Genomic DNA, 17,097 nt, shown 5'->3' on the forward strand with positions numbered 1-17,097 from the left:
ATGTAATGCCGAGAAGCAATCAGAAGAATCTGTTTACACCTACGAAGGTACCTGGCCGCCGACGCATCAACCGGCGGATGCCGCAAGCCGCTTCACGTCAGTTGCTGAACCGTACAAGCAGCAGAAGGAGCAAATAAAAAAACACTGCGAGTGCACTGATGACAGCGAACTCCGTGGACGACATGCCGGCGTCTTCACGCAGCAGGTTCGTGAAGAAACTTCCCGGCGGCAGGCTGTGCGTTTCCATGCGCGTTCTCCAGTGAGGTGGCCAATTGGCGCCGCTTGTTACCGACTCTTGGAACAAGACATTTTTTCGCCGTGGAGTCACTGTAGAAATTGCGCCGCGCCCGCGCATGAGCGGTGCGCACTTTCTGCAGGGAGACAATCGCACCGCCACTCCGGCGACCGCCCATGACAAAGCGCCTCCGAAGACAGCAACGATCGGAGCATGGCCGCCGACCTGCGCGGACACATCCGCGGCCAGCTTCTGCTTCGGCGGCATGCCGCGACTACCGCAGGTCTCGGGCACGCAGGTAACATCCAGAGCGGGCGGCGACCGTTGCACAGGACGCGCATCGGCGCCCGGCCGCTCGCTTCAGAGCCCATTTGCCCAGGCAGCGCATGCGAATCCAAGAATTGAAACAACGACTCAGGGAAGCCGGGGCGGGCCCCAGCCACGAGCAACGCATCCTGCGGCTGTGGTCCCATGCACTTCCCCGGAACAGCGGCAGGCGCTTGCCGCACAGCTTCTTTCCGTCGTCGCTGATGGACGCCCTGCCGGCCATCGAAGCCGAGCTTGCGGGGCTGGCGCGCATTCACGCGGTCCATCCCGGCGCGGACGGTTCCGAGCGGCTGCTCGTCGCCCTCGCCGACGGCCAGACCGTGGAGAGCGTGCTGCTGCCTCGGGACGGCCTGTGCGTCTCGTCGCAGGTCGGGTGCGCCGTCGGATGCCAGTTCTGCATGACGGGCCGGGACGGTTTGCTCCGCCAGGTGGGAAGCGCCGAAATCATCGCCCAGGTGGCCCTCGCGCGCATGCGGCGGCCGGTGCGCAAGGTGGTGTTCATGGGCATGGGCGAACCGGCCCACAACCTGGACAACGTGGTCGAGGCGATCGAGATGCTCGGCACGGTGGGCAACATCGGCCACAAGAACCTGGTGTTCTCTACAGTAGGCGATCCGCGTGCATTCGAAAGGCTGCACCGGGAACGCGTCAGGCCCGCGCTCGCGCTCTCGCTGCACACGACCAGGGCCGACCTGCGCAAGAAGCTCCTCCCGCGTGCGCCGGACATGACGCCCGAAGAACTGGTCAGCGCCGGCGAGCGCTATGCGCGCGCCACCGGCTACCCGATTCAGTACCAGTGGACGCTGCTGGAAGGCGTCAACGACGGGCCGGAAGAGATCGAAGGCATCGTCAGGTTGCTCTCGGGCAAATACGGCGTGTTGAACATGATCCCCTTCAACGCGGTGGATGGCGTGGCGTTCAGCCGGCCGTCGCGGGAACGCTGCGAACAGATGGCTCGCGCGCTGCATCAGCGGGGCATCCTGACGAAGCTGCGCTATTCGGCCGGCCAGGACATCGACGGCGGCTGCGGCCAGCTGAGGGCGCGCGCGGCCGAAGTGCGGGTGGTGACGCTTCGAAGGGCTGAAGACAGGCCGTAGGCCTGTGAAACGTAGTGTGTCGGCTGGCCGCCGCGACACAGAGGCATACGCAATGGGCGCGGGGGAGTGACGGGCGGGAAAACAATCCGCGGGTCACCCACCCGCGCCCATTGCGCATCCCAAGGAAATCACCATGCGGATCACTCGCCTCCACGCATTGTTCGCCGTCGCGGCCATCGCCGCGTCGGCGGGCGCCCTCACGTTTGCCGCGCCGCCGTTCGGCGGTGACAGGCCTGTGAACGCGGCGCGCGCGGCACCGGAGTTCCAGCACATCGACACATGGCTCAATTCACCGCCGCTCAAGCTCGAGGACCTGCGCGGCCAGGTGGTGCTGGTCGACTTCTGGACCTACACCTGCATCAACTGCCTCAACCATCTGCCGCATGTGAAGGAGTGGCACGAGAAGTACAAGGACAAGGGCCTGACGGTGGTCGGCGTACACACCCCGGAGTTCGCCTTCGAGAAATCGACCCGGAACGTGAAGGAAGCGGTGCAGCGCCTGCAGATCAAGCACGCGGTGGCGCAAGACAACAGCTACGGAACCTGGAAGGCTTTCAACAACCAGTACTGGCCGGCGGTGTACCTGATCGACAAGGAGGGGCGCATCGTCTATTCGCACTTCGGCGAAGGCAGCTACGGCGCGACCGAGAAGAAGATCCAGGCGCTTCTTGCGGAGCCGTCCGCTGCCACGGGAGGAGGCTGAAATGAAGAAGCTCTGGTTCGCGCTGCTGTTCTTCGCGGGTGGCATGGCGCATGAGGTGCGCCACCCGACCAGCTGCCAGTGCGTTGCCTCGGTCAGCTCCTCGCTTCGACCGCCGAAGCGAACACATAGCCTTCGCTGCGCACGGTCTTGATGTAGCGGGGTTCGCGCGCATCGTCGCGCAGGCGCTGGCGCAGCCGGCTCACGAGCAGGTCGATGGAACGCTCGAAGAGCTCGGCTTCGCGGCCCTGGGTGAGGCTCAGCAGCTGGTCGCGGCTCAGCACTTTTTGCGGATGGTCGAGAAACACGCGCAGCAGCCGGTATTCGGCACCGCTCAGCGCCACCATCACGCCGCTGTCATCGAGCAGATGGCGCGCCACGGTGTCGACCTGCCATTCGCCGAAACCCAGTTTCTTTGCGGGCTCGATGGCACCCATGTTCGGCGGCAGCATGCGCGTGCGGCGCATCACGGCGCGCAGGCGCGCGAGCAGCTCGCGGGCGGAAAAGGGCTTGGCCAGGTAATCGTCCGCGCCCATCTCAAGGCCGAGGATGCGATCGGCTTCCTCGCTGCGCGCGGTCAGCATGAGGATGGGCGTTGCCTTGTACTTGCCGGTGCGCAGGTCGCGGCAGAGCGTGAGCCCGTCTTCGCCGGGCAGCATCAGGTCGAGAATGATCAGGTCGAACGGGCCCGACTCTTCCAGCGCGGCGCGCATGTGCCGGCCGGTGGGTACCGCGACCACGCGCAAGCCGTTCTTCACCAGGTAGGCGGTGAGCAGTTCGCGAATTTCCCGGTCGTCGTCGACGATGAGGATGTGGTCCGAGGTCTTTGGCGTCATGGCAGTGGCAGGGGAAGGATGGCGCGAGAGGCGCCGCAGCCGCAATGTAGCGCCCCGGCCGTGCAATGGGGCAGGCAGTGAAACGTAGTGTGTGGATTTCTCGCGCGGATACATAGGAATACGCAATGTGTGTTGGCAGGGCAGGGGCGGCTCAACAATCCGTCCGTTTCGAAACCAATCCACATCGACTTCACCAAGGAATCACCATGACCCGCATCGAAAAAGTCCTCTACACCGGCAAGACCCATACCTCTTCGGGCGGCCGCGACGGCGAAGCGCGCAGCTCCGACGGCCGCCTCGACATCAAGCTTTCGTCGCCCGGCAGCGCAGGCAGCGGCACCAACCCCGAGCAGCTGTTTGCCGCCGGCTGGTCGGCCTGTTTCATCGGTGCCATGGGCAAGGCAGCGGGCAAGATGAAGGTCACTCTGCCGCCCGACCTGGCCGTCGATGCCGAGGTCGACCTGGGCACGGCGGGCGCCGAGTACTTTCTGCAGGCACGCTTGAATGTGAGCCTGCCGGGCCTGGACCGCGAAGTCGCGCAGGCCCTGACGGACGCGGCGCACCAGACCTGCCCATACTCCAAGGCCACCCGCGGCAACATCGACGTTGCCATCCACCTGGTGTAAGCCAGCCACGCCGTACCCAAGAAGAGAAGGTGCCCATGTCCACTCCCGCGAATCTTTCTGCGAACCCGGCCGGCACCGCGAGTGCGGCGGGTGCCGCGGGTGGGTGGCGCCGCCTGCTTCCGGGTTCGCTGTTCTCCCGCGTGACGTTGATCATCGTGGTGGGCCTGGCCGTCGCGCAGCTTCTCACCTTCGCCGCGATCCGCTACGAGCGGAACATGGCGCTTCGCGAGCTGATGATGATCGGCATCGAGCGCGACATTGCCAGTTCGGTCGCCATGCTCGACCGCCTTCCCGCCGCGGAACGCGCAAGCTGGCTCGACCGGCTGGAGCGCCGCAACTACCGCTTCGTGCTGGGCGGCAGCGCGCAGGGCACCGAGCCCGCCTCGCCGGCTTCGCGGCAGTTTGCCGCGGCCATCGTCGACGCCATGCGCCCGTTCCACGTCGTCAAGGCGGGGGAGGTGCCTTGGCCGCCCGAGGGCCTGCAGATCCAGGTCCGGCTCGGCGACGGTTCTTCCGTGGTCGTCCATGCCATGCGCGTGGGCATGCCGGTGTCGGGCTGGGTGATGTGGGTGCTGGTCGTCCAGCTGCTGGTGCTGGCCCTGTGCGCCTGGTATGCGGTGCGGCTGGTCACGCGGCCGCTCGCCCAACTCTCGGCCGCGGCCGACGACCTGGGGCCCGACCTCAAGGCGCAGACGCTCGCGGAAGAAGGCCCCACCGAGGTGGCGCACGCGGCGCGCGCCTTCAACGCCATGCAGCAGCGCATCGCCGGCTACATGTCCGAGCGTGTCGAGATCCTTGCGGCCATCTCGCACGATCTGCAGACGCCCATCACACGCATGCGGCTGCGCACCGACCTCATGGACAACGAGCAAGACCGCGAGAAGTTCCGGCAAGACCTCGACGCCATGCACTCGCTGGTGCGCGAAGGCGTCACTTATGCGCGCACGCTGCACGGTGCCACGGAGCCGCCGCTGCGCATCGACGCCGACGCGCTCCTCGAGAGCATGGCGGCCGACTATGAAGACGTGGGCCAGCAGGTGCGGCTCGAAGGCCGGGTCGGCACGCCGATCGTGAGCCGCCCCAACGCGCTGCGCCGCATCTTGATGAACCTGATCGACAACGCGCTGAAATTCGGCAGCGACGTGCGCCTGCGCGTGCAGGCCGAGGGAGGCGGGCTGGTGCTGAGCGTGCTCGACAACGGGCCGGGCATTCCGCCCGACGAACTCGAAGCGGTGCTCAAGCCTTTCTACCGCGTCGAGAGCTCGCGCAACCGCAGCACCGGCGGCACGGGGCTGGGCCTGGCCATTGCGCATCAGCTCGCCATGGCCATGGGCGCCGAGCTCACGCTGCACAACCGCCCCGAGGGCGGACTGGAGGCCCGGCTCACGATGACCACCGCACCGCAGAACTGAGACGCCCGCCGCGGCGGCTCGCAATCGATTGACCCTTGAAGCAGCGGCTCGCGAAGCGAGACCGCAGAGTCCTCGCACGCCCTGCCGAAGGCTGCATCCGTTCAACCCTGATCGCTGAAACATCATGCTCATCCTCATCGTTGCCTACCTGGGCGGGGTGCTCACCATCCTGAGCCCCTGCATCCTGCCGGTGCTGCCGTTCGTGTTTGCGCGCGCCGACCGCCCATTCCGGCCGCACGGCCTGCCCATGCTGCTGGGCATGGCGCTGGCCTTTGCCGCCGTTGCCACGCTGGCGGCGGTGGGCGGCAGCTGGATCGTCAGCCTCAACGAATACGGCCGCCTGGCGGCCATTGCCATGCTCGCGCTGTTCGGCGTGACGCTGCTGTTCCCCGGCATCGCCGACCGCATGAGCCGGCCGCTGGTGGCGCTGGGCCTGCGCATCTCGGGGCCGCGTAGTGATGGGCGTGCGTTGTCGGTGTTCTCTCCGTTGTTGCTCGGTGTTGGCACAGGCCTGCTCTGGGCGCCGTGCGCGGGCCCGATCCTGGGCCTGATCCTGACCAGCGCGGCGCTCAACGGCGCGAGTTTCGGCACCTCGCTGCTGCTGCTCGCCTATGCCGCTGGCGCGTGCACGTCGCTCGCGGCTGCGCTGCTGTTCGGCGGACGGCTGTTCTCGGCCATGAAGCGTTCGCTGCATATGGGCGAATGGGTGCGGCGCGCCGCCGGTGGGGCCGTGCTGCTGGGCGTGGGCGCCATCGCGCTGGGGCTGGACACCGGCTTGCTCGCGCGTCTTTCGGTGGGCACGACGTCGGCATTGGAGCAGGCACTCGTCGAGCGGGTCCGGGAGCCGAAGCTACCGCCGCCGCAGGTGGAATCCTCTGCGCTGCGCGAAGAAGCGGGCTTCGCGCGGGTGTCGGCAAGCCGCGAGACGCCGCTCGCCCGCGCGCTCAAGGTCGAAGGGCACTTTCCTTCGCTTGCCGGCGCAACCGAATGGATCAACTCCGCACCGCTCACGCCCGAGGCATTACGCGGCAAGGTGGTGCTGGTCGATTTCTGGACCTACTCGTGCATCAACTGCCTGCGCACCTTGCCCTATGTGCGCGCATGGGCCGAGAAGTACAAGGACGCGGGCCTGGTGGTGCTCGGTGTGCATGCGCCGGAGTTCGCGTTCGAGAAGCGCCCGGCCAACGTGCGCAGGGCAGTCGATGAGCTGGGCATCGGCTTCCCGGTGGCCCTGGACAACGACTTTGCCATCTGGCGCGGCTTCGACAACCAGGCCTGGCCCGCGTTCTACTTCATCGATGCCGAGGGGCGCATCCGTCATCGCCAGTTCGGTGAGAACCGGTACGACCAGGCGGAGCAGGTCATCCAGCAACTGCTGGCCGAGGCGGGGCGGACCCGCATCGCCGCCGGGTTGGTGGCGCCTCTGGGGCAGGGTACCCAGGCCGCGCCCGGCCTCGAGCCGGCGTTGTCTGGCGAAACCTACCTGGGCCATGAGCGCGCGCACGGCTTTGCTTCGCCGGGCGGCATTGCGCGCGGTCGTGCAAACGTCTATCAGCCCGCTTCTTCTTCATTGCGCACGAACCAGTGGTCGCTGGCCGGCGACTGGACGGTGGAGGCCGAGCGCGCGGTGCTGAACAGCGCGAATGGGCGCATCGCCTATCGGTTTCAGGCGCGCGACGTGCACCTGGTGCTCGGTCCCGCGGCCAACTGCAAGCCGGTGCGCTTCAGGGTGTGGGTCGATGGAAAGCCGCCGCTCGAGGACCATGGCTCCGACATCGATGCGCAAGGCCACGGCGTGATCGATGTGCAGAAGCTCTATCAGTTGGTGCGCCAGCAGGCGGCGAACGGAAAAGACCGGCTGTTCGAAATCGAGTTTCTCGACGCCGGAGCGCAGGCCTACGCATTCACTTTCGGTTGAGCGCGGACTCGGGTCCGGCGGCTCAGGCCGTCCAGGCGCTCAGCGAAAGCCGCCGCAGCATGTCCGCCTGGCGCGATTCTTCGGCGTCGCGCAGGCTCTTGGCCGCGCGGGCGGCCACGTAGCTGACGTACAGCATTTCGATGGCCTTGCCCCATTCGTGCATCTTTTGCGAAACCACGCTGGTCGACGTTGCCGAAGGGTCTGCGGCCGGGCAAGCGGGCACCTCGAAACCGGCTTTGCTGAGAATGGTGGCTTTCTGAAAAATGGTAAGCATGCGACGGGCCTCTGGACCTTGGGGTATGGGCATCAGCTTAGCCTTGCGCAAGAGGCGTGCCATCCGCTGCATGACGTATGTGTCTGTCAGTAAATGGCTATCTATCCATGGCACCCACCGCGGCTTTCTAGGCCTTAAGCCTTAGGCCGGAATCGATTCGGTGTGCTGCCACACCAGCGTGGCAGCCGCCAGGTCTTCCAGCGCGCTGCCCACCGCCTTGAACACGGTGCGCTCCCCGCCGCCCGTGCGGCCTGTTCGTTCGCCCCGGCAGAGTGCGGCCAGCGTGCCCTGCACCTCATCGGCGCGCAGCGTGCCGGCTGCGACGGCGTCGAGCAGCTCGCCTGCTTTCTGCAGCGCCTCGGTGGTGTCGATGAAGGTGCGTGCGCCCGCGAAGCAGCGCACGTCTGCTTCACGCATGGCGGGAGTGAAGCTGCCGATCAGGTCCAGGTGCGAGCCCGGCGAGAGCCATTCGCCGCGCACGAGGGGCTCGGTCGCGAGCGTGGCGCAGCTCACGATGTCGGCCTGCCGCACGGCGGCTTCCAGTTCGTTACTGACGACGGCGCGGGCGTTGAAGCCTTCGGCGCGCCATTGCTCAGCCAAGGCTTCGGCGCCTTCGGGCCGGTGGTTCCACACCTGCACCTCGTCGATCGGGCGCACGCTGTCATGTGCGGCGGGCAGCAGCTTGGCGACGCGGCCGGTGCCCAGTACCAGCAGACGACGCGCATCGGCACGTGCCAGAAAAGAAGCAGCCAACGCCGATGCGGCGGCCGTGCGGCGCGCGGTGAGCTCGTTGCCGTCCATCATCGCCAGCGGCACGCCAGTGCGCGCGTCGTACAGCACATAGGTGGCATGCAGGCCGGGCAGGCCGCGCGCGCCGTTGCCCGGAAAGACATTGATGGTCTTGATGCCCAGAAACCCCGCGTCGCTCCACGCCGGCATGATGAGCACGGTGCCCTTGTCGGCGCCGGCAGTCTCGATGCTGTGCACATGGCGCGGCGGCACCTGCGCATCGGCCGCGAAGGCCGAGCGCAGGGCGGGCACGAGCCGCGCAAAGGTGAGCGGCTCGCGGGTGGCGGTGGCGTCGAAATGCTTCATGGTCGTCGTGGAGGGAGGTTCCGGCGGTTTCCAGCTCATGAGAAGTGCGCTTCTTGAACCCCGACTGCATGGAGCACCGTTCGAATCGACCGCTCAGGCCTGCTGCCGGAACGCAAGGTGATAGCCGTTGCAGTCCGCAACCCCGAACTCGCTCGAGCCGTATGGCATCTGCTGCAGCGGCCAGGCAATCGATGCCTTGTCCTTGACGGCGGCGTAACAGGCCGCCGCATCGGCCACGGCGAAATAGAAGGTGCCGGAGCACGTGGGAGGGCTCTTCCAGAGATCCTGCTGCGTGAAGATGAGCTTGCCGCCGTGCTTCTCGACCGTCAGGGTGTCGTCTGCCGAACGGGCGGCCGCGAAGCCGAGAACATCGGCGTAGAAGCGTTCGGTCTGTGCCAGATCGTGGCAGCGCAGGAGCAGTGTCAGCGGCATGGGTGGCCTCCTTGGCGTGCGGCCGAACGGCCGTTTCGGCGGAGGATAGCTCAGCCCGCGGCGATACGGCTCCATTCGAGTCCGTGCTTCGCAAGGTACTTGCGCAGCCTGTCGGCATCGTTCACCACGCTGCGCTGCGCGCGGGATGCCTGGAAAAGTTGCCGCCCCGCGTCCGACAGGCTGCGTGCTTCGCGGCACACGCGCACCACCGCCTCGAGCTGCAGCCTGTCGAACAGGTCGAGCGCGGCCGCGCGTTCCTCGCCGAGCAGGGCGTCGAGGTCCGCATCCGCGGCGCCGCCGTGTCCCTTCTTCGGACCTTCGCGGTTCCACAGCCACCGCAGCCGTGCAATTTCGGCCTCGACCAGCGCCACCGGAATGCGCCCGCCGTCCGCCAGCGTGGCCAGACGCGTCACGCTGGCCGAGAGGTCGCGAAAGTTGCCGCACCACAGCGCCTCGGCGCTCTGTGCAAACCGCAGGTAGGCCGCGCGCGCTTCGGCGTTGAAGCGCACCACGCGATGGTTCTCGTTCGCGTGGATGGCCAGCAGGTGGTCGATGTTGGGCTCGATGTCTTCGGGCCGCTGCGCGAGGCCGGGCAGGTCGTAGGTCCAGAGGTTGATGCGTGCGAACAGGTCTTCGCGGAAACGCCCGCCCGCCACGTCGCTGCGCAGGTCGCGGTTGGTGCCGGCAATGAGCTGAAAGTCGCTTTCCACTTCTTTGTCCGCCCCCACCGGGAAGAAGCGCTTTTCCTCGATGGCCTTGAGCAGCATGGCCTGTTCGTCGGGGCCGAGTTCGCCGATCTCGTCGAGAAAAAGAACGCCCCGGTGCGCCGTGCGCAGCAGGCCCGCGCGCTCGCCCGCGGCGCCGGTGAAGGCGCCCTTCTTGTGGCCGAACAGCGTGGACGCGGCACCGTCGCCGCGCAGCGTGGCGCAGTTCACTTCCACGAACGGCCCGGTCATCTGGTGTCGCGCCTGCTTCAGCTCGAACATGCGCCGGGCCAGGAACGACTTGCCCGCGCCGGTCGGGCCGACCAGCAATATCGGCGCCCGCGAGCGCACGGCCACGCGTTCGATCTCGTCGATGAGCGCGTTGAAGCGCGCATTGCGCGTCGCGATGCCACTCTTCAGGAACGCGACCGCATCGCGCTGCTCGGCATCGAAGCGCCGCGCGATCGCGTCGTAGCGCGACAGGTCGAGGTCGATCAGCGCGATCTCGCCCGGATGACCCGCGCGCTGCCGCTTGGGCGGCGAGGTCTGCGCGAGCACGCCGGGAATCACGCGGGATTCGGCCAGCAGGAACATACAGATCTGCGCCACGTGCGTGCCGGTGGTGATGTGCGCCCAGTACTGCTCGCGCTCCGTGTCGAAGGGGTAGGCGCGCGCCCAGTCGTACAGGCGCGTGTAGACCTCGCCGAAGTCCCAAGGGTCCTCCAGATCGATGGGAATCAGGTTGACCTGGGTCTCGGGCGACACGGTGGCGATATCGGCCCTGACCACCTCGGCGAGCGCCTTGTGCTTGAGCGTGTAGAGCAGCTCCATGCGCGCGACGACCATGTCGTCGTGCTGGGCGAGCGAGACGGTGGGGCGCCACTTTTCCCAGCGGCCGGTGCCTTGGCCGGCGTCGAGTTGCGTGCCGAGAAAGCCGATGACGACCGTTGGCTTCATGGATATGAATCTAGCTGAATTTATAAATTTGGTGGAAATATTATCAGGTGCAAGAGCCGCTATGCAAGGGCCGGAGAAAGGGATTTCCATTGCAAATCAATAACTTGAGTCGCATCCGCCTCACTGGACGAGCGGTTTTTCGCAAGCTGGCACGTCTGCTGCAATAGATGAACCGTCCGGATGCAGTTCATCCGCTCGCAGGTGCCGCATGAAAGCGGCCCGGTGCCGCAGGCCAGACCTGTCTTGGGCTTGCGGTATGCCGCTGTTGAACTGGCTGGCGACTGAACTTGATTCAGTTCTGCTCATGGTTGAGCACCGTGCTAACCACATGGCGTTGCGGGTTCGATTCCCGCGAAAAACCTGGCAGTGCTTGCACTGCCATCTGTTGGGGCGAAAGCCCCCCGCCCCGGCACACCGGAGCGATGGCGCAGGGCAAAAAGAAAAGCCCTGCGGCGCGCGACACCGTGCCAAGCGCAGGCGGCTTGCGCACCGCGTGTGCGGCAAGGAACTGCGTGCAGTCATCGACGGAGAGGGAGTGGCGGCGTTGCACATGCGACGCCGGGAGGCACCTACCGAACCGCGCGACCGCTGCATGTCAGGCCTTGTCGACCGCAGTGCCCGCCGCCTGCCCTTTCGTGGGCCTGGATTGAATGAATGAATGACGAACGAACCGAATAACCGAACCGAACAACGAGTGGGAGAAAAAATGCTGGGTTTCAATCAATACACCGTCAAGAAGAACGAACGCGCGCTGCTGCTGCGCAATGGCGACTTCGAGCAACTGCTCGGCCCGGGGAAGCACCGCGTGTTCTCGGCATTCGACACCCTCAAGCTGGAGCGCTTCTCGCTCGCCGAGCCGTCGTTCGAGCACGAGTTGGCCGACTATTTCCTGGCGCGCGAGCCCGAGTTGGTGGCGCGCGAGTTCGTCCAGGCGTCGCTCGGCGAGACGCAGGTCGGACTCCGCCATGAAGACGGCGTGTTGGTGCAGATCCTGCCGCCTGCCACGCGCAAGCTGTACTGGCGCGGGCTGCGCGAACAGCGCATCGAAGTGATCGACGTGGCGGGCGACGCGCGCCTGCCGGCCGAGCTGCTGTCGAAGCTGCAGAGCGTGGCCCTGCGTCCGCGTGCGGTGCAGGGGCTCGACGGCGTGCTGCTGGTGCAGGTGCCCGAGTTCCATGCCGGCGTGCTGACGCTCGAGGGCCAGATGCAGGCAATGCTGCCGCCGGGGAACCACGGTTTCTGGCGCTTCAACCGCCAGGTGGCGGTGACGTGTGTCGACCTGCGCTCGCAGATCGCCGAAGTGAGCGGTCAGGAAATCCTGACCCGCGACAAGGTGGGGCTGCGGCTGAACCTGTCGGCGGTGTGGCGCTTTCTCGATGTGCGGCAGGCCATGGCACAGATGCCGAAGCCGGCCGAGCATGTCTATCGCGAACTGCAGTTCGGTCTGCGTGCCGCGGTGGGCGAGCAAACGCTCGACGCGTTGCTGGAGAACAAGTCGGCCATCGACCAGACGGTGCTGGCACAGGTGCGCGAGCGGCTGGAGGGTTCGGGCGTCTCGCTGGAAAGCGTGGGCGTGAAGGACATCATCTTGCCCGGCGAGATGAAAACCATCCTCGCCCAGGTGGTGGAGGCCGAGAAGTCGGCCCAGGCCAACGTGATCCGCCGCCGCGAGGAAACCGCGGCCACGCGCTCGCTGCTGAACACCGCCAAGGTGATGGAGGGCAACCCCGTCGCGCTTCGGATGAAGGAACTCGAAACGCTGGAACGCGTGGCCGAGCGGATCGACAAGATCTCGGTGGTCGGTGGTCTGGACCAGGTGCTCAACGGACTCGTGACGCTGCGGCCGAACGGTTCCTGAGCGATAGGGGAAAGAAAGAGATACGGGCACGCAGGCACAGAAGGGAGCGCCACTGCCAAAAATGTTTGAAATTGCCGGCAGCCTGGGTAAGACCAGGTACGGCGGGAAAGCCGGTCGACGAGCAAGGTTGAGGATGCAGGTGCTGGCTCCGATGACGGGTCTGTCACTGGCGCGCGTTTCCAATCGTCGACTGGGCCAATGGATTCAAACACCATGGTCGCCGTATTGATGCGGGTTCGAATCCCGCCGTGTCCACCATTCGGCCGTAAGAATAGATAGATAGACAGAGAGAGAAAAGAAAATGGAACAGAACTACAAACTGCACCAGGTCGCCAACGGCGTCCCCGTGAAGATGTGGACGAACGGCGTGCCCGTGGAAGACGAAGCGCAAAAGCAGCTCGAGAACGCGGCCCGCCTGCCCATCGTCTTCAAGCACATCGCGGCCATGCCCGATGTGCACTACGGCATCGGCGCGACCGTAGGCTCGGTGATCCCGACCTTCAAGGCCATCATCCCGGCCGCGGTGGGCGTGGACATCGGCTGCGGAATGATGGCGTGCAAGACCACGCTCAACGCACGCGACCTGCCCGACAACCTGGGTCCGCTGCGCGCCGCGATCGAGAAGGCCGTGCCGCACGGAAGCAATCCCAAGCGCATGGGCCGCGACAAGGGCTCGTGGGAAACGCCGCCCGACGAAACCGATGCGGCCTGGGCCAAGCTGGTGGATGAGTTCGACCTGATCTGCGAGGACTACCCGCGCATCAAGAACACGAACAACCACAAGCACCTGGGAACGCTGGGTACCGGCAACCACTTCATCGAGGTGTGCCTCGACGAGGCCGGCGCCGTGTGGTTCATGCTGCACTCGGGTTCGCGCGGCGTGGGCAACGCCATCGGCACGCACTTCATCGAGCTCGCGAAGAAGGATGCCGAGCTGCACCAGCGCAACCTGCCAGACCAGGACCTGGCGTACTTCGAGGAAGGCGCTAAGTACTTCGGCGACTACGTGCGCGCGGTGGGCTGGGCCCAGAAGTTCGCGCGTGCCAACCGCGAAGTGATGATGCAGCGCGTGGTCGCGGCTGCGCGCAAGGTCATCGCCAAGCCGTTCGAGGCGCATGTGGAAGCGGTGAACTGCCACCACAACTACGTGAGCCGCGAGACGCATTTCGGCGAAGACGTGCTCATCACGCGCAAGGGCGCGGTGAGCGCCAAGGCCGGCGAACTCGGGATCATTCCCGGCAGCATGGGTGCCAAGAGCTACATCGTGCGCGGAAAGGGCAACCCCGAGAGCTTCATGAGTTGCAGCCACGGTGCGGGCCGCACGATGAGCCGCACCAAGGCGAAGAAGCTCTTCACCATCGCCGACCAGATCGCCGCGACCGAAGGCGTGGAATGCCGCAAGGACGCCGACGTGATCGACGAGATTCCGATGGCCTACAAGGACATCGATGCGGTGATGGAAGCGCAGAAGGACCTGGTGGAGGTGGTTTACACGCTCAAGCAGGTGGTTTGCGTGAAGGGATAGTACCCAGGGCGACGCTCATCGCCCTGGCAAACGGAGGCAGCGCAATTTCATAGGCGCTGGAAAAGGACAGAGCGATGAAGTGGTGGAAAACAAGAACCGAAGCGTTGCCGACACTGCAGATGCAGGCCCTCGATGGGAGCGCATTGATGGAGCTCGCACGCTCCTGTGACGGTTATCAGCGCGAAACGGCCGTCGTCGAGTTGGTTCGCCGTGCAGACCCGCAAGCCATCCCGGTCTTGCTGGTGTGTGTCGGCGACTGGGTTTCGGAGGTGCGCCATGCGGCGAAGCAAGGTCTTTCCGTGTTCATGCGCGATGAGTTCATTGCGCAGTGGGCGCATGCCTTGCCCGAACTGGCTTTTGCCTATCGTGTCCGCAGAACCGATCTGAGCGATCTGACGGGTGCCATCGAGGAATTCCTGGCGCGGAACATCGACGCTCTGGAGCAGCACGCATCGGCGATGGACGATGAGATGCGGCGCTGGATCTTCACGTTGCGTCTCCAAAGAACGCACGGCGATCCGGCGCTGCTGGCCCTGCTGTGCCGAAGTGTTCGCTCGAACGATCTGCTGACCTCCCTGCTTTGCCTGAAGGCGGTCGAGCGGCTGCAGGCTCCTTCTGACCGCCGTGCGGTGTTCGAGGCAGCCGGCCGTTCGCGGTTGCCCCGGGTGCGCATGATCGCCATTCGAGAGCTGCTGGGCTTGCCAGATCATGACGCGAGGCCTTTTCTTCGCGGCATGTGTTTCGACACCAACGCCGCCGTGCGCGCGCTGGCAGTGGGCGCGTTGGCGGCCGAGCATGACGAGATACGCGCGCGCGCAAAAGAGGTCTTGAACAGGACCGGGTGCGAAGCGCGGCGGACCGTGGCAGCGCTTCACGTGCTGCACCTGCTCGGCGATCCGCAGGCCTTCGTTCTTGCCCACTCGATGGCCGATTCGCAGGCGGTGCCGTTGCGGCGGTTGGCACGCTGGCTGATGCTCGTTGCGGCACAAGGCAGCGAGCTCGACGAGCAGCTGATGGCGCTGGCAGCCGATCCGTCACCGAAGATGCGGCGGCTTGCGGTCGAGCACATCCGGCGCGGTGCCCCTTTGCCGACCCCGGCTGCGTTGATGCGCATGGGGCTCGAACGCCGCGAACTCGCAATGGATGTCATTGCCATGCTCGGCAGCGGGTCGCCCTGGGATCGGCTGCTGTTTGTCATGGCACTTCTGGATGGAGAACCGCCTTCGGGCAAGTTGCGCAACGCGGTCAACATCGAACTCGATGCATGGGTGAAGGCGATGGCCGGCAGCTATGTTCAGCCGCGATCGGATCAAGCCGCCAGATTGGCGGCCCTGTGGGAACGCAGGTCTGATTTGCTGCGCGCGGACAGGCCGGCTGGCCTTTTGCCGCACGGTTTTCCTGAAGAGATCGAATACCACCTTCGAGCCTTTCGCGTGATCTGAACAACACCACATTTGCCATCATGAAAAGCAACAAGCAACGCCGCGCCGAGATCAAGGCGCATCGCCTCGAACGCGCCGACGCGCTGAAGGTGCAACTGCGCACGCAAGACGCCCGGCAGCTCTCGGCGGGCGGCCTTGTGCCGGGAATGGCCATGGCCGACAAGTCACGGCTTGCGCACTACAACACCACCTTTGGCGAAGTGCCGGACTTCTATCTCGACCAGGCCTACACCTGCCGCGATTGCGGCGCGAAAGAGGTGTGGACCGCCAAGCAGCAGAAGTGGTGGCACGAAGTCGCGCAGGGTTCGGTGTACAGCCATGCGGTTCGATGCCGTGCATGCCGGCAAGCGCGTCGCGCGCTGCGCGACGCAGCGCTCCGGAACGAAGGCGCCAACCTGCTGGGCGGCGAGGTCACCCGATTGCGCGCATTGGCAACAACGGAAAAGCCGACGCCCGACGCGTTGGCACAGGTCGAGGCTGCCTTGCAAAGCAAGTGGCGCAGCTTGCGCGTGGTCGCAATCGAAGTCATGGGCCAGTGGGGCGGTCCCGGGCAGATCGAACGGTTGCAAGCATTTGCGGCAGACCGCGGAAGCAGCTACGGGACATGGGAACGCGAAGCGGCGAATGCCGCGGCAAAAGCACTGGCACGCTGGGCGGAGAAAGATCGGGAATGTTGAAACTCACTTTTCTGGGCACCTCCTCGGGCACCCCCACGCGCCAGCGCAACGTCTCGGGCCTTGCGGTGCAGACCGTGCTCGGCGCCGACTGGTTCCTGGTCGATTGCGGCGAAGGCACGCAGCACCGCCTGCTGCAAACGCCGCTGTCCTTGCACGACCTGGCAGCTGTCTGCATCACGCATGTGCACGGCGACCATTGCTATGGCCTGCCGGGACTGCTCGCGAGCGCCGGCATGGGCAAGCGCACGAAGCCGCTGAAGCTGATCGCGCCGCGGCCGGTGTGGGAGTGGTTCGAGGCGACGCGCCGGTTGACGGACCTGCATCTGCCGTACGAGGTCGAGCATGTGGATCTCGAAGCCGAGGCGCTGGTCTACGAAGCCCCGGGCCTGCGCATCGAGCGCCATGTGCTGCGGCACCGGGTGCCCAGCCACGCCTACCGCGTGCAGGTGCAAACCCGGCGCGTGCGGCTGAAGGCCGACGCCTTGCGCGCCGCGGGCCTGCCGCCGGGCCCCGCATGGCGCGCGCTGCAGAACGGGGAGGACGTGCCTTTCAACGGCGAGGTGCTGCGCAGTGCCGATTTCGCGGAGACGCACATCGACAGGGCCAGCGCCGTGCTCGGAGGCGACAACGCCGAACCCGCACTGTTGCGCGTGGCCTGCGAGGGGGCGCAGCTGCTGGTGAACGAGGCCACCTACACGCAAGAGGCGCTCGACAAGGTCGGGCCTGGACCGATGCACAGTTCGGCGCGCCTGCTGGCCGAATTTGCGCAATCCGTCGAAGTGCCCAACCTGGTTCTCACGCACCTCAGCCCGCGCCACCAGAACGAAGAGGGCATGGCCGCGCTGATGGCGGAGACGCAGGCCCACTACAGTGGCCATGCATTCCTGGCCAACGACCTGGACGTTTTTGAACTCGACAGCACCGGCAAGGTGACTGTCACGCCTGCCCGATCGGACGAATGAACGAATCCGGCGGCAAGAAG

16 protein-coding genes are annotated in these 17,097 nt (G+C 65.9%); 10 read left to right on the top strand and 6 right to left on the bottom strand.

Annotated features, from left to right (window positions below; genetic code table 11):
* Positions 1-97 precede the first annotated feature (97 nt).
* Entirely contained in the window at positions 98-247 is a 150-nt protein-coding gene (locus QFZ42_RS01280; RefSeq protein WP_307699209.1) for a hypothetical protein, read from the bottom strand.
* A 374-nt stretch (positions 248-621) separates the two neighbouring features.
* Here QFZ42_RS01280 and QFZ42_RS01285 point away from each other — a divergent pair, with 374 nt between their 5' ends.
* Together QFZ42_RS01285 and QFZ42_RS01290 are read left to right on the top strand one after the other, a co-directional pair.
* Positions 622-1,659, top strand: a complete 1,038-nt coding sequence (locus tag QFZ42_RS01285; protein ID WP_307704144.1) for an RNA methyltransferase — start codon at positions 622-624, stop codon at positions 1,657-1,659.
* Between the two features lie 133 nt (positions 1,660-1,792).
* The gene (locus QFZ42_RS01290; protein WP_307699210.1) at positions 1,793-2,362 is read left to right on the top strand and encodes a thioredoxin family protein; all 570 of its coding nucleotides are present in this window, start codon (positions 1,793-1,795) and stop codon (positions 2,360-2,362) included.
* A gap of 92 nt (positions 2,363-2,454) precedes the next feature.
* Here the strand turns inward: QFZ42_RS01290 and QFZ42_RS01295 are convergent, their stop codons facing one another.
* Positions 2,455-3,195 (bottom strand): response regulator, encoded by a 741-nt coding sequence (locus QFZ42_RS01295; RefSeq protein ID WP_307699211.1) that lies wholly within the window; start codon positions 3,193-3,195, stop codon positions 2,455-2,457.
* A 206-nt stretch (positions 3,196-3,401) separates the two neighbouring features.
* Between QFZ42_RS01295 and QFZ42_RS01300 the strand changes: the two genes are divergently transcribed.
* The 3 genes from QFZ42_RS01300 to QFZ42_RS01310 all read left to right on the top strand — a co-directional run bounded on the left by QFZ42_RS01300 (position 3,402) and on the right by QFZ42_RS01310 (position 7,151).
* On the top strand, positions 3,402-3,821 hold the full coding sequence (locus QFZ42_RS01300; protein WP_307699212.1) for an organic hydroperoxide resistance protein: 420 nt from the start codon (positions 3,402-3,404) through the stop codon (positions 3,819-3,821).
* Between the two features lie 35 nt (positions 3,822-3,856).
* Complete coding sequence (locus QFZ42_RS01305) at positions 3,857-5,233, top strand: sensor histidine kinase (protein WP_307699213.1); 1,377 nt, start codon at positions 3,857-3,859, stop codon at positions 5,231-5,233.
* 124 nt (positions 5,234-5,357) lie between these two features.
* Positions 5,358-7,151 carry a cytochrome c biogenesis protein DipZ gene (locus QFZ42_RS01310; RefSeq protein WP_307699214.1) on the top strand — a complete coding sequence of 598 codons (1,794 nt, stop codon included), beginning with the start codon at positions 5,358-5,360 and terminating at the stop codon, positions 7,149-7,151.
* Positions 7,152-7,173: 22 nt separating this feature from the next.
* Here QFZ42_RS01310 and QFZ42_RS01315 read toward each other — a convergent pair whose 3' ends face one another.
* The 4 genes from QFZ42_RS01315 to rtcR all read right to left on the bottom strand — a co-directional run bounded on the left by QFZ42_RS01315 (position 7,174) and on the right by rtcR (position 10,613).
* Positions 7,174-7,425, bottom strand: coding sequence for a hypothetical protein (locus QFZ42_RS01315; protein WP_307699215.1), 252 nt, complete (start codon positions 7,423-7,425; stop codon positions 7,174-7,176).
* Between the two features lie 141 nt (positions 7,426-7,566).
* Complete coding sequence (locus QFZ42_RS01320; RefSeq protein WP_307699216.1) at positions 7,567-8,520, bottom strand: ornithine cyclodeaminase family protein; 954 nt, start codon at positions 8,518-8,520, stop codon at positions 7,567-7,569.
* A gap of 93 nt (positions 8,521-8,613) precedes the next feature.
* Entirely contained in the window at positions 8,614-8,952 is a 339-nt protein-coding gene (locus QFZ42_RS01325; RefSeq protein WP_307699217.1) for a VOC family protein, read from the bottom strand.
* 50 nt (positions 8,953-9,002) lie between these two features.
* Positions 9,003-10,613, bottom strand: coding sequence for an RNA repair transcriptional activator RtcR (rtcR, locus tag QFZ42_RS01330; RefSeq protein WP_307699218.1), 1,611 nt, complete (start codon positions 10,611-10,613; stop codon positions 9,003-9,005).
* A 706-nt stretch (positions 10,614-11,319) separates the two neighbouring features.
* Between rtcR and QFZ42_RS01335 the strand changes: the two genes are divergently transcribed.
* The 5 genes from QFZ42_RS01335 (at position 11,320) to QFZ42_RS01355 (ending at position 17,077) form a co-directional block, all read left to right on the top strand.
* A complete protein-coding gene (locus tag QFZ42_RS01335) occupies positions 11,320-12,471 on the top strand; it encodes a slipin family protein (protein WP_307699219.1) in 1,152 nt (383 codons plus the stop codon).
* A gap of 301 nt (positions 12,472-12,772) precedes the next feature.
* Positions 12,773-13,996, top strand: a complete 1,224-nt coding sequence (locus QFZ42_RS01340; protein WP_307699220.1) for an RtcB family protein — start codon at positions 12,773-12,775, stop codon at positions 13,994-13,996.
* 74 nt (positions 13,997-14,070) lie between these two features.
* Positions 14,071-15,438: a hypothetical protein gene (locus tag QFZ42_RS01345; protein ID WP_307699221.1), complete on the top strand. Its 1,368-nt coding sequence runs from the start codon at positions 14,071-14,073 to the stop codon at positions 15,436-15,438.
* A 20-nt stretch (positions 15,439-15,458) separates the two neighbouring features.
* Complete coding sequence (locus QFZ42_RS01350) at positions 15,459-16,115, top strand: zinc-ribbon domain containing protein (RefSeq protein WP_307699222.1); 657 nt, start codon at positions 15,459-15,461, stop codon at positions 16,113-16,115.
* The gene (locus tag QFZ42_RS01355) at positions 16,109-17,077 is read left to right on the top strand and encodes a ribonuclease Z (protein ID WP_307699223.1); all 969 of its coding nucleotides are present in this window, start codon (positions 16,109-16,111) and stop codon (positions 17,075-17,077) included. Before QFZ42_RS01350 ends, QFZ42_RS01355 begins: the two co-directional genes overlap by 7 nt.
* Positions 17,078-17,097 lie beyond the last annotated feature (20 nt).

This window comes from Variovorax paradoxus (assembly GCF_030815855.1).
Classification (GTDB): domain Bacteria; phylum Pseudomonadota; class Gammaproteobacteria; order Burkholderiales; family Burkholderiaceae_C; genus Variovorax; species Variovorax paradoxus_M.

Bases quoted from the DNA above. Each gene is read 5' to 3' on its own strand.
- QFZ42_RS01280 (WP_307699209.1), bottom strand. From the start codon at position 247: ATGGAAACGCACAGCCTGCCGCCGGGAAGTTTCTTCACGAACCTGCTG.
- QFZ42_RS01285 (WP_307704144.1), top strand. From the start codon at position 622: ATGCGAATCCAAGAATTGAAACAACGACTCAGGGAAGCCGGGGCGGGC.
- QFZ42_RS01290 (WP_307699210.1), top strand. From the start codon at position 1,793: ATGCGGATCACTCGCCTCCACGCATTGTTCGCCGTCGCGGCCATCGCC.
- QFZ42_RS01295 (WP_307699211.1), bottom strand. From the start codon at position 3,195: ATGACGCCAAAGACCTCGGACCACATCCTCATCGTCGACGACGACCGG.
- QFZ42_RS01300 (WP_307699212.1), top strand. From the start codon at position 3,402: ATGACCCGCATCGAAAAAGTCCTCTACACCGGCAAGACCCATACCTCT.
- QFZ42_RS01305 (WP_307699213.1), top strand. From the start codon at position 3,857: ATGTCCACTCCCGCGAATCTTTCTGCGAACCCGGCCGGCACCGCGAGT.
- QFZ42_RS01310 (WP_307699214.1), top strand. From the start codon at position 5,358: ATGCTCATCCTCATCGTTGCCTACCTGGGCGGGGTGCTCACCATCCTG.
- QFZ42_RS01315 (WP_307699215.1), bottom strand. From the start codon at position 7,425: ATGCTTACCATTTTTCAGAAAGCCACCATTCTCAGCAAAGCCGGTTTC.
- QFZ42_RS01320 (WP_307699216.1), bottom strand. From the start codon at position 8,520: ATGAAGCATTTCGACGCCACCGCCACCCGCGAGCCGCTCACCTTTGCG.
- QFZ42_RS01325 (WP_307699217.1), bottom strand. From the start codon at position 8,952: ATGCCGCTGACACTGCTCCTGCGCTGCCACGATCTGGCACAGACCGAA.
- rtcR (WP_307699218.1), bottom strand. From the start codon at position 10,613: ATGAAGCCAACGGTCGTCATCGGCTTTCTCGGCACGCAACTCGACGCC.
- QFZ42_RS01335 (WP_307699219.1), top strand. From the start codon at position 11,320: ATGCTGGGTTTCAATCAATACACCGTCAAGAAGAACGAACGCGCGCTG.
- QFZ42_RS01340 (WP_307699220.1), top strand. From the start codon at position 12,773: ATGGAACAGAACTACAAACTGCACCAGGTCGCCAACGGCGTCCCCGTG.
- QFZ42_RS01345 (WP_307699221.1), top strand. From the start codon at position 14,071: ATGAAGTGGTGGAAAACAAGAACCGAAGCGTTGCCGACACTGCAGATG.
- QFZ42_RS01350 (WP_307699222.1), top strand. From the start codon at position 15,459: ATGAAAAGCAACAAGCAACGCCGCGCCGAGATCAAGGCGCATCGCCTC.
- QFZ42_RS01355 (WP_307699223.1), top strand. From the start codon at position 16,109: ATGTTGAAACTCACTTTTCTGGGCACCTCCTCGGGCACCCCCACGCGC.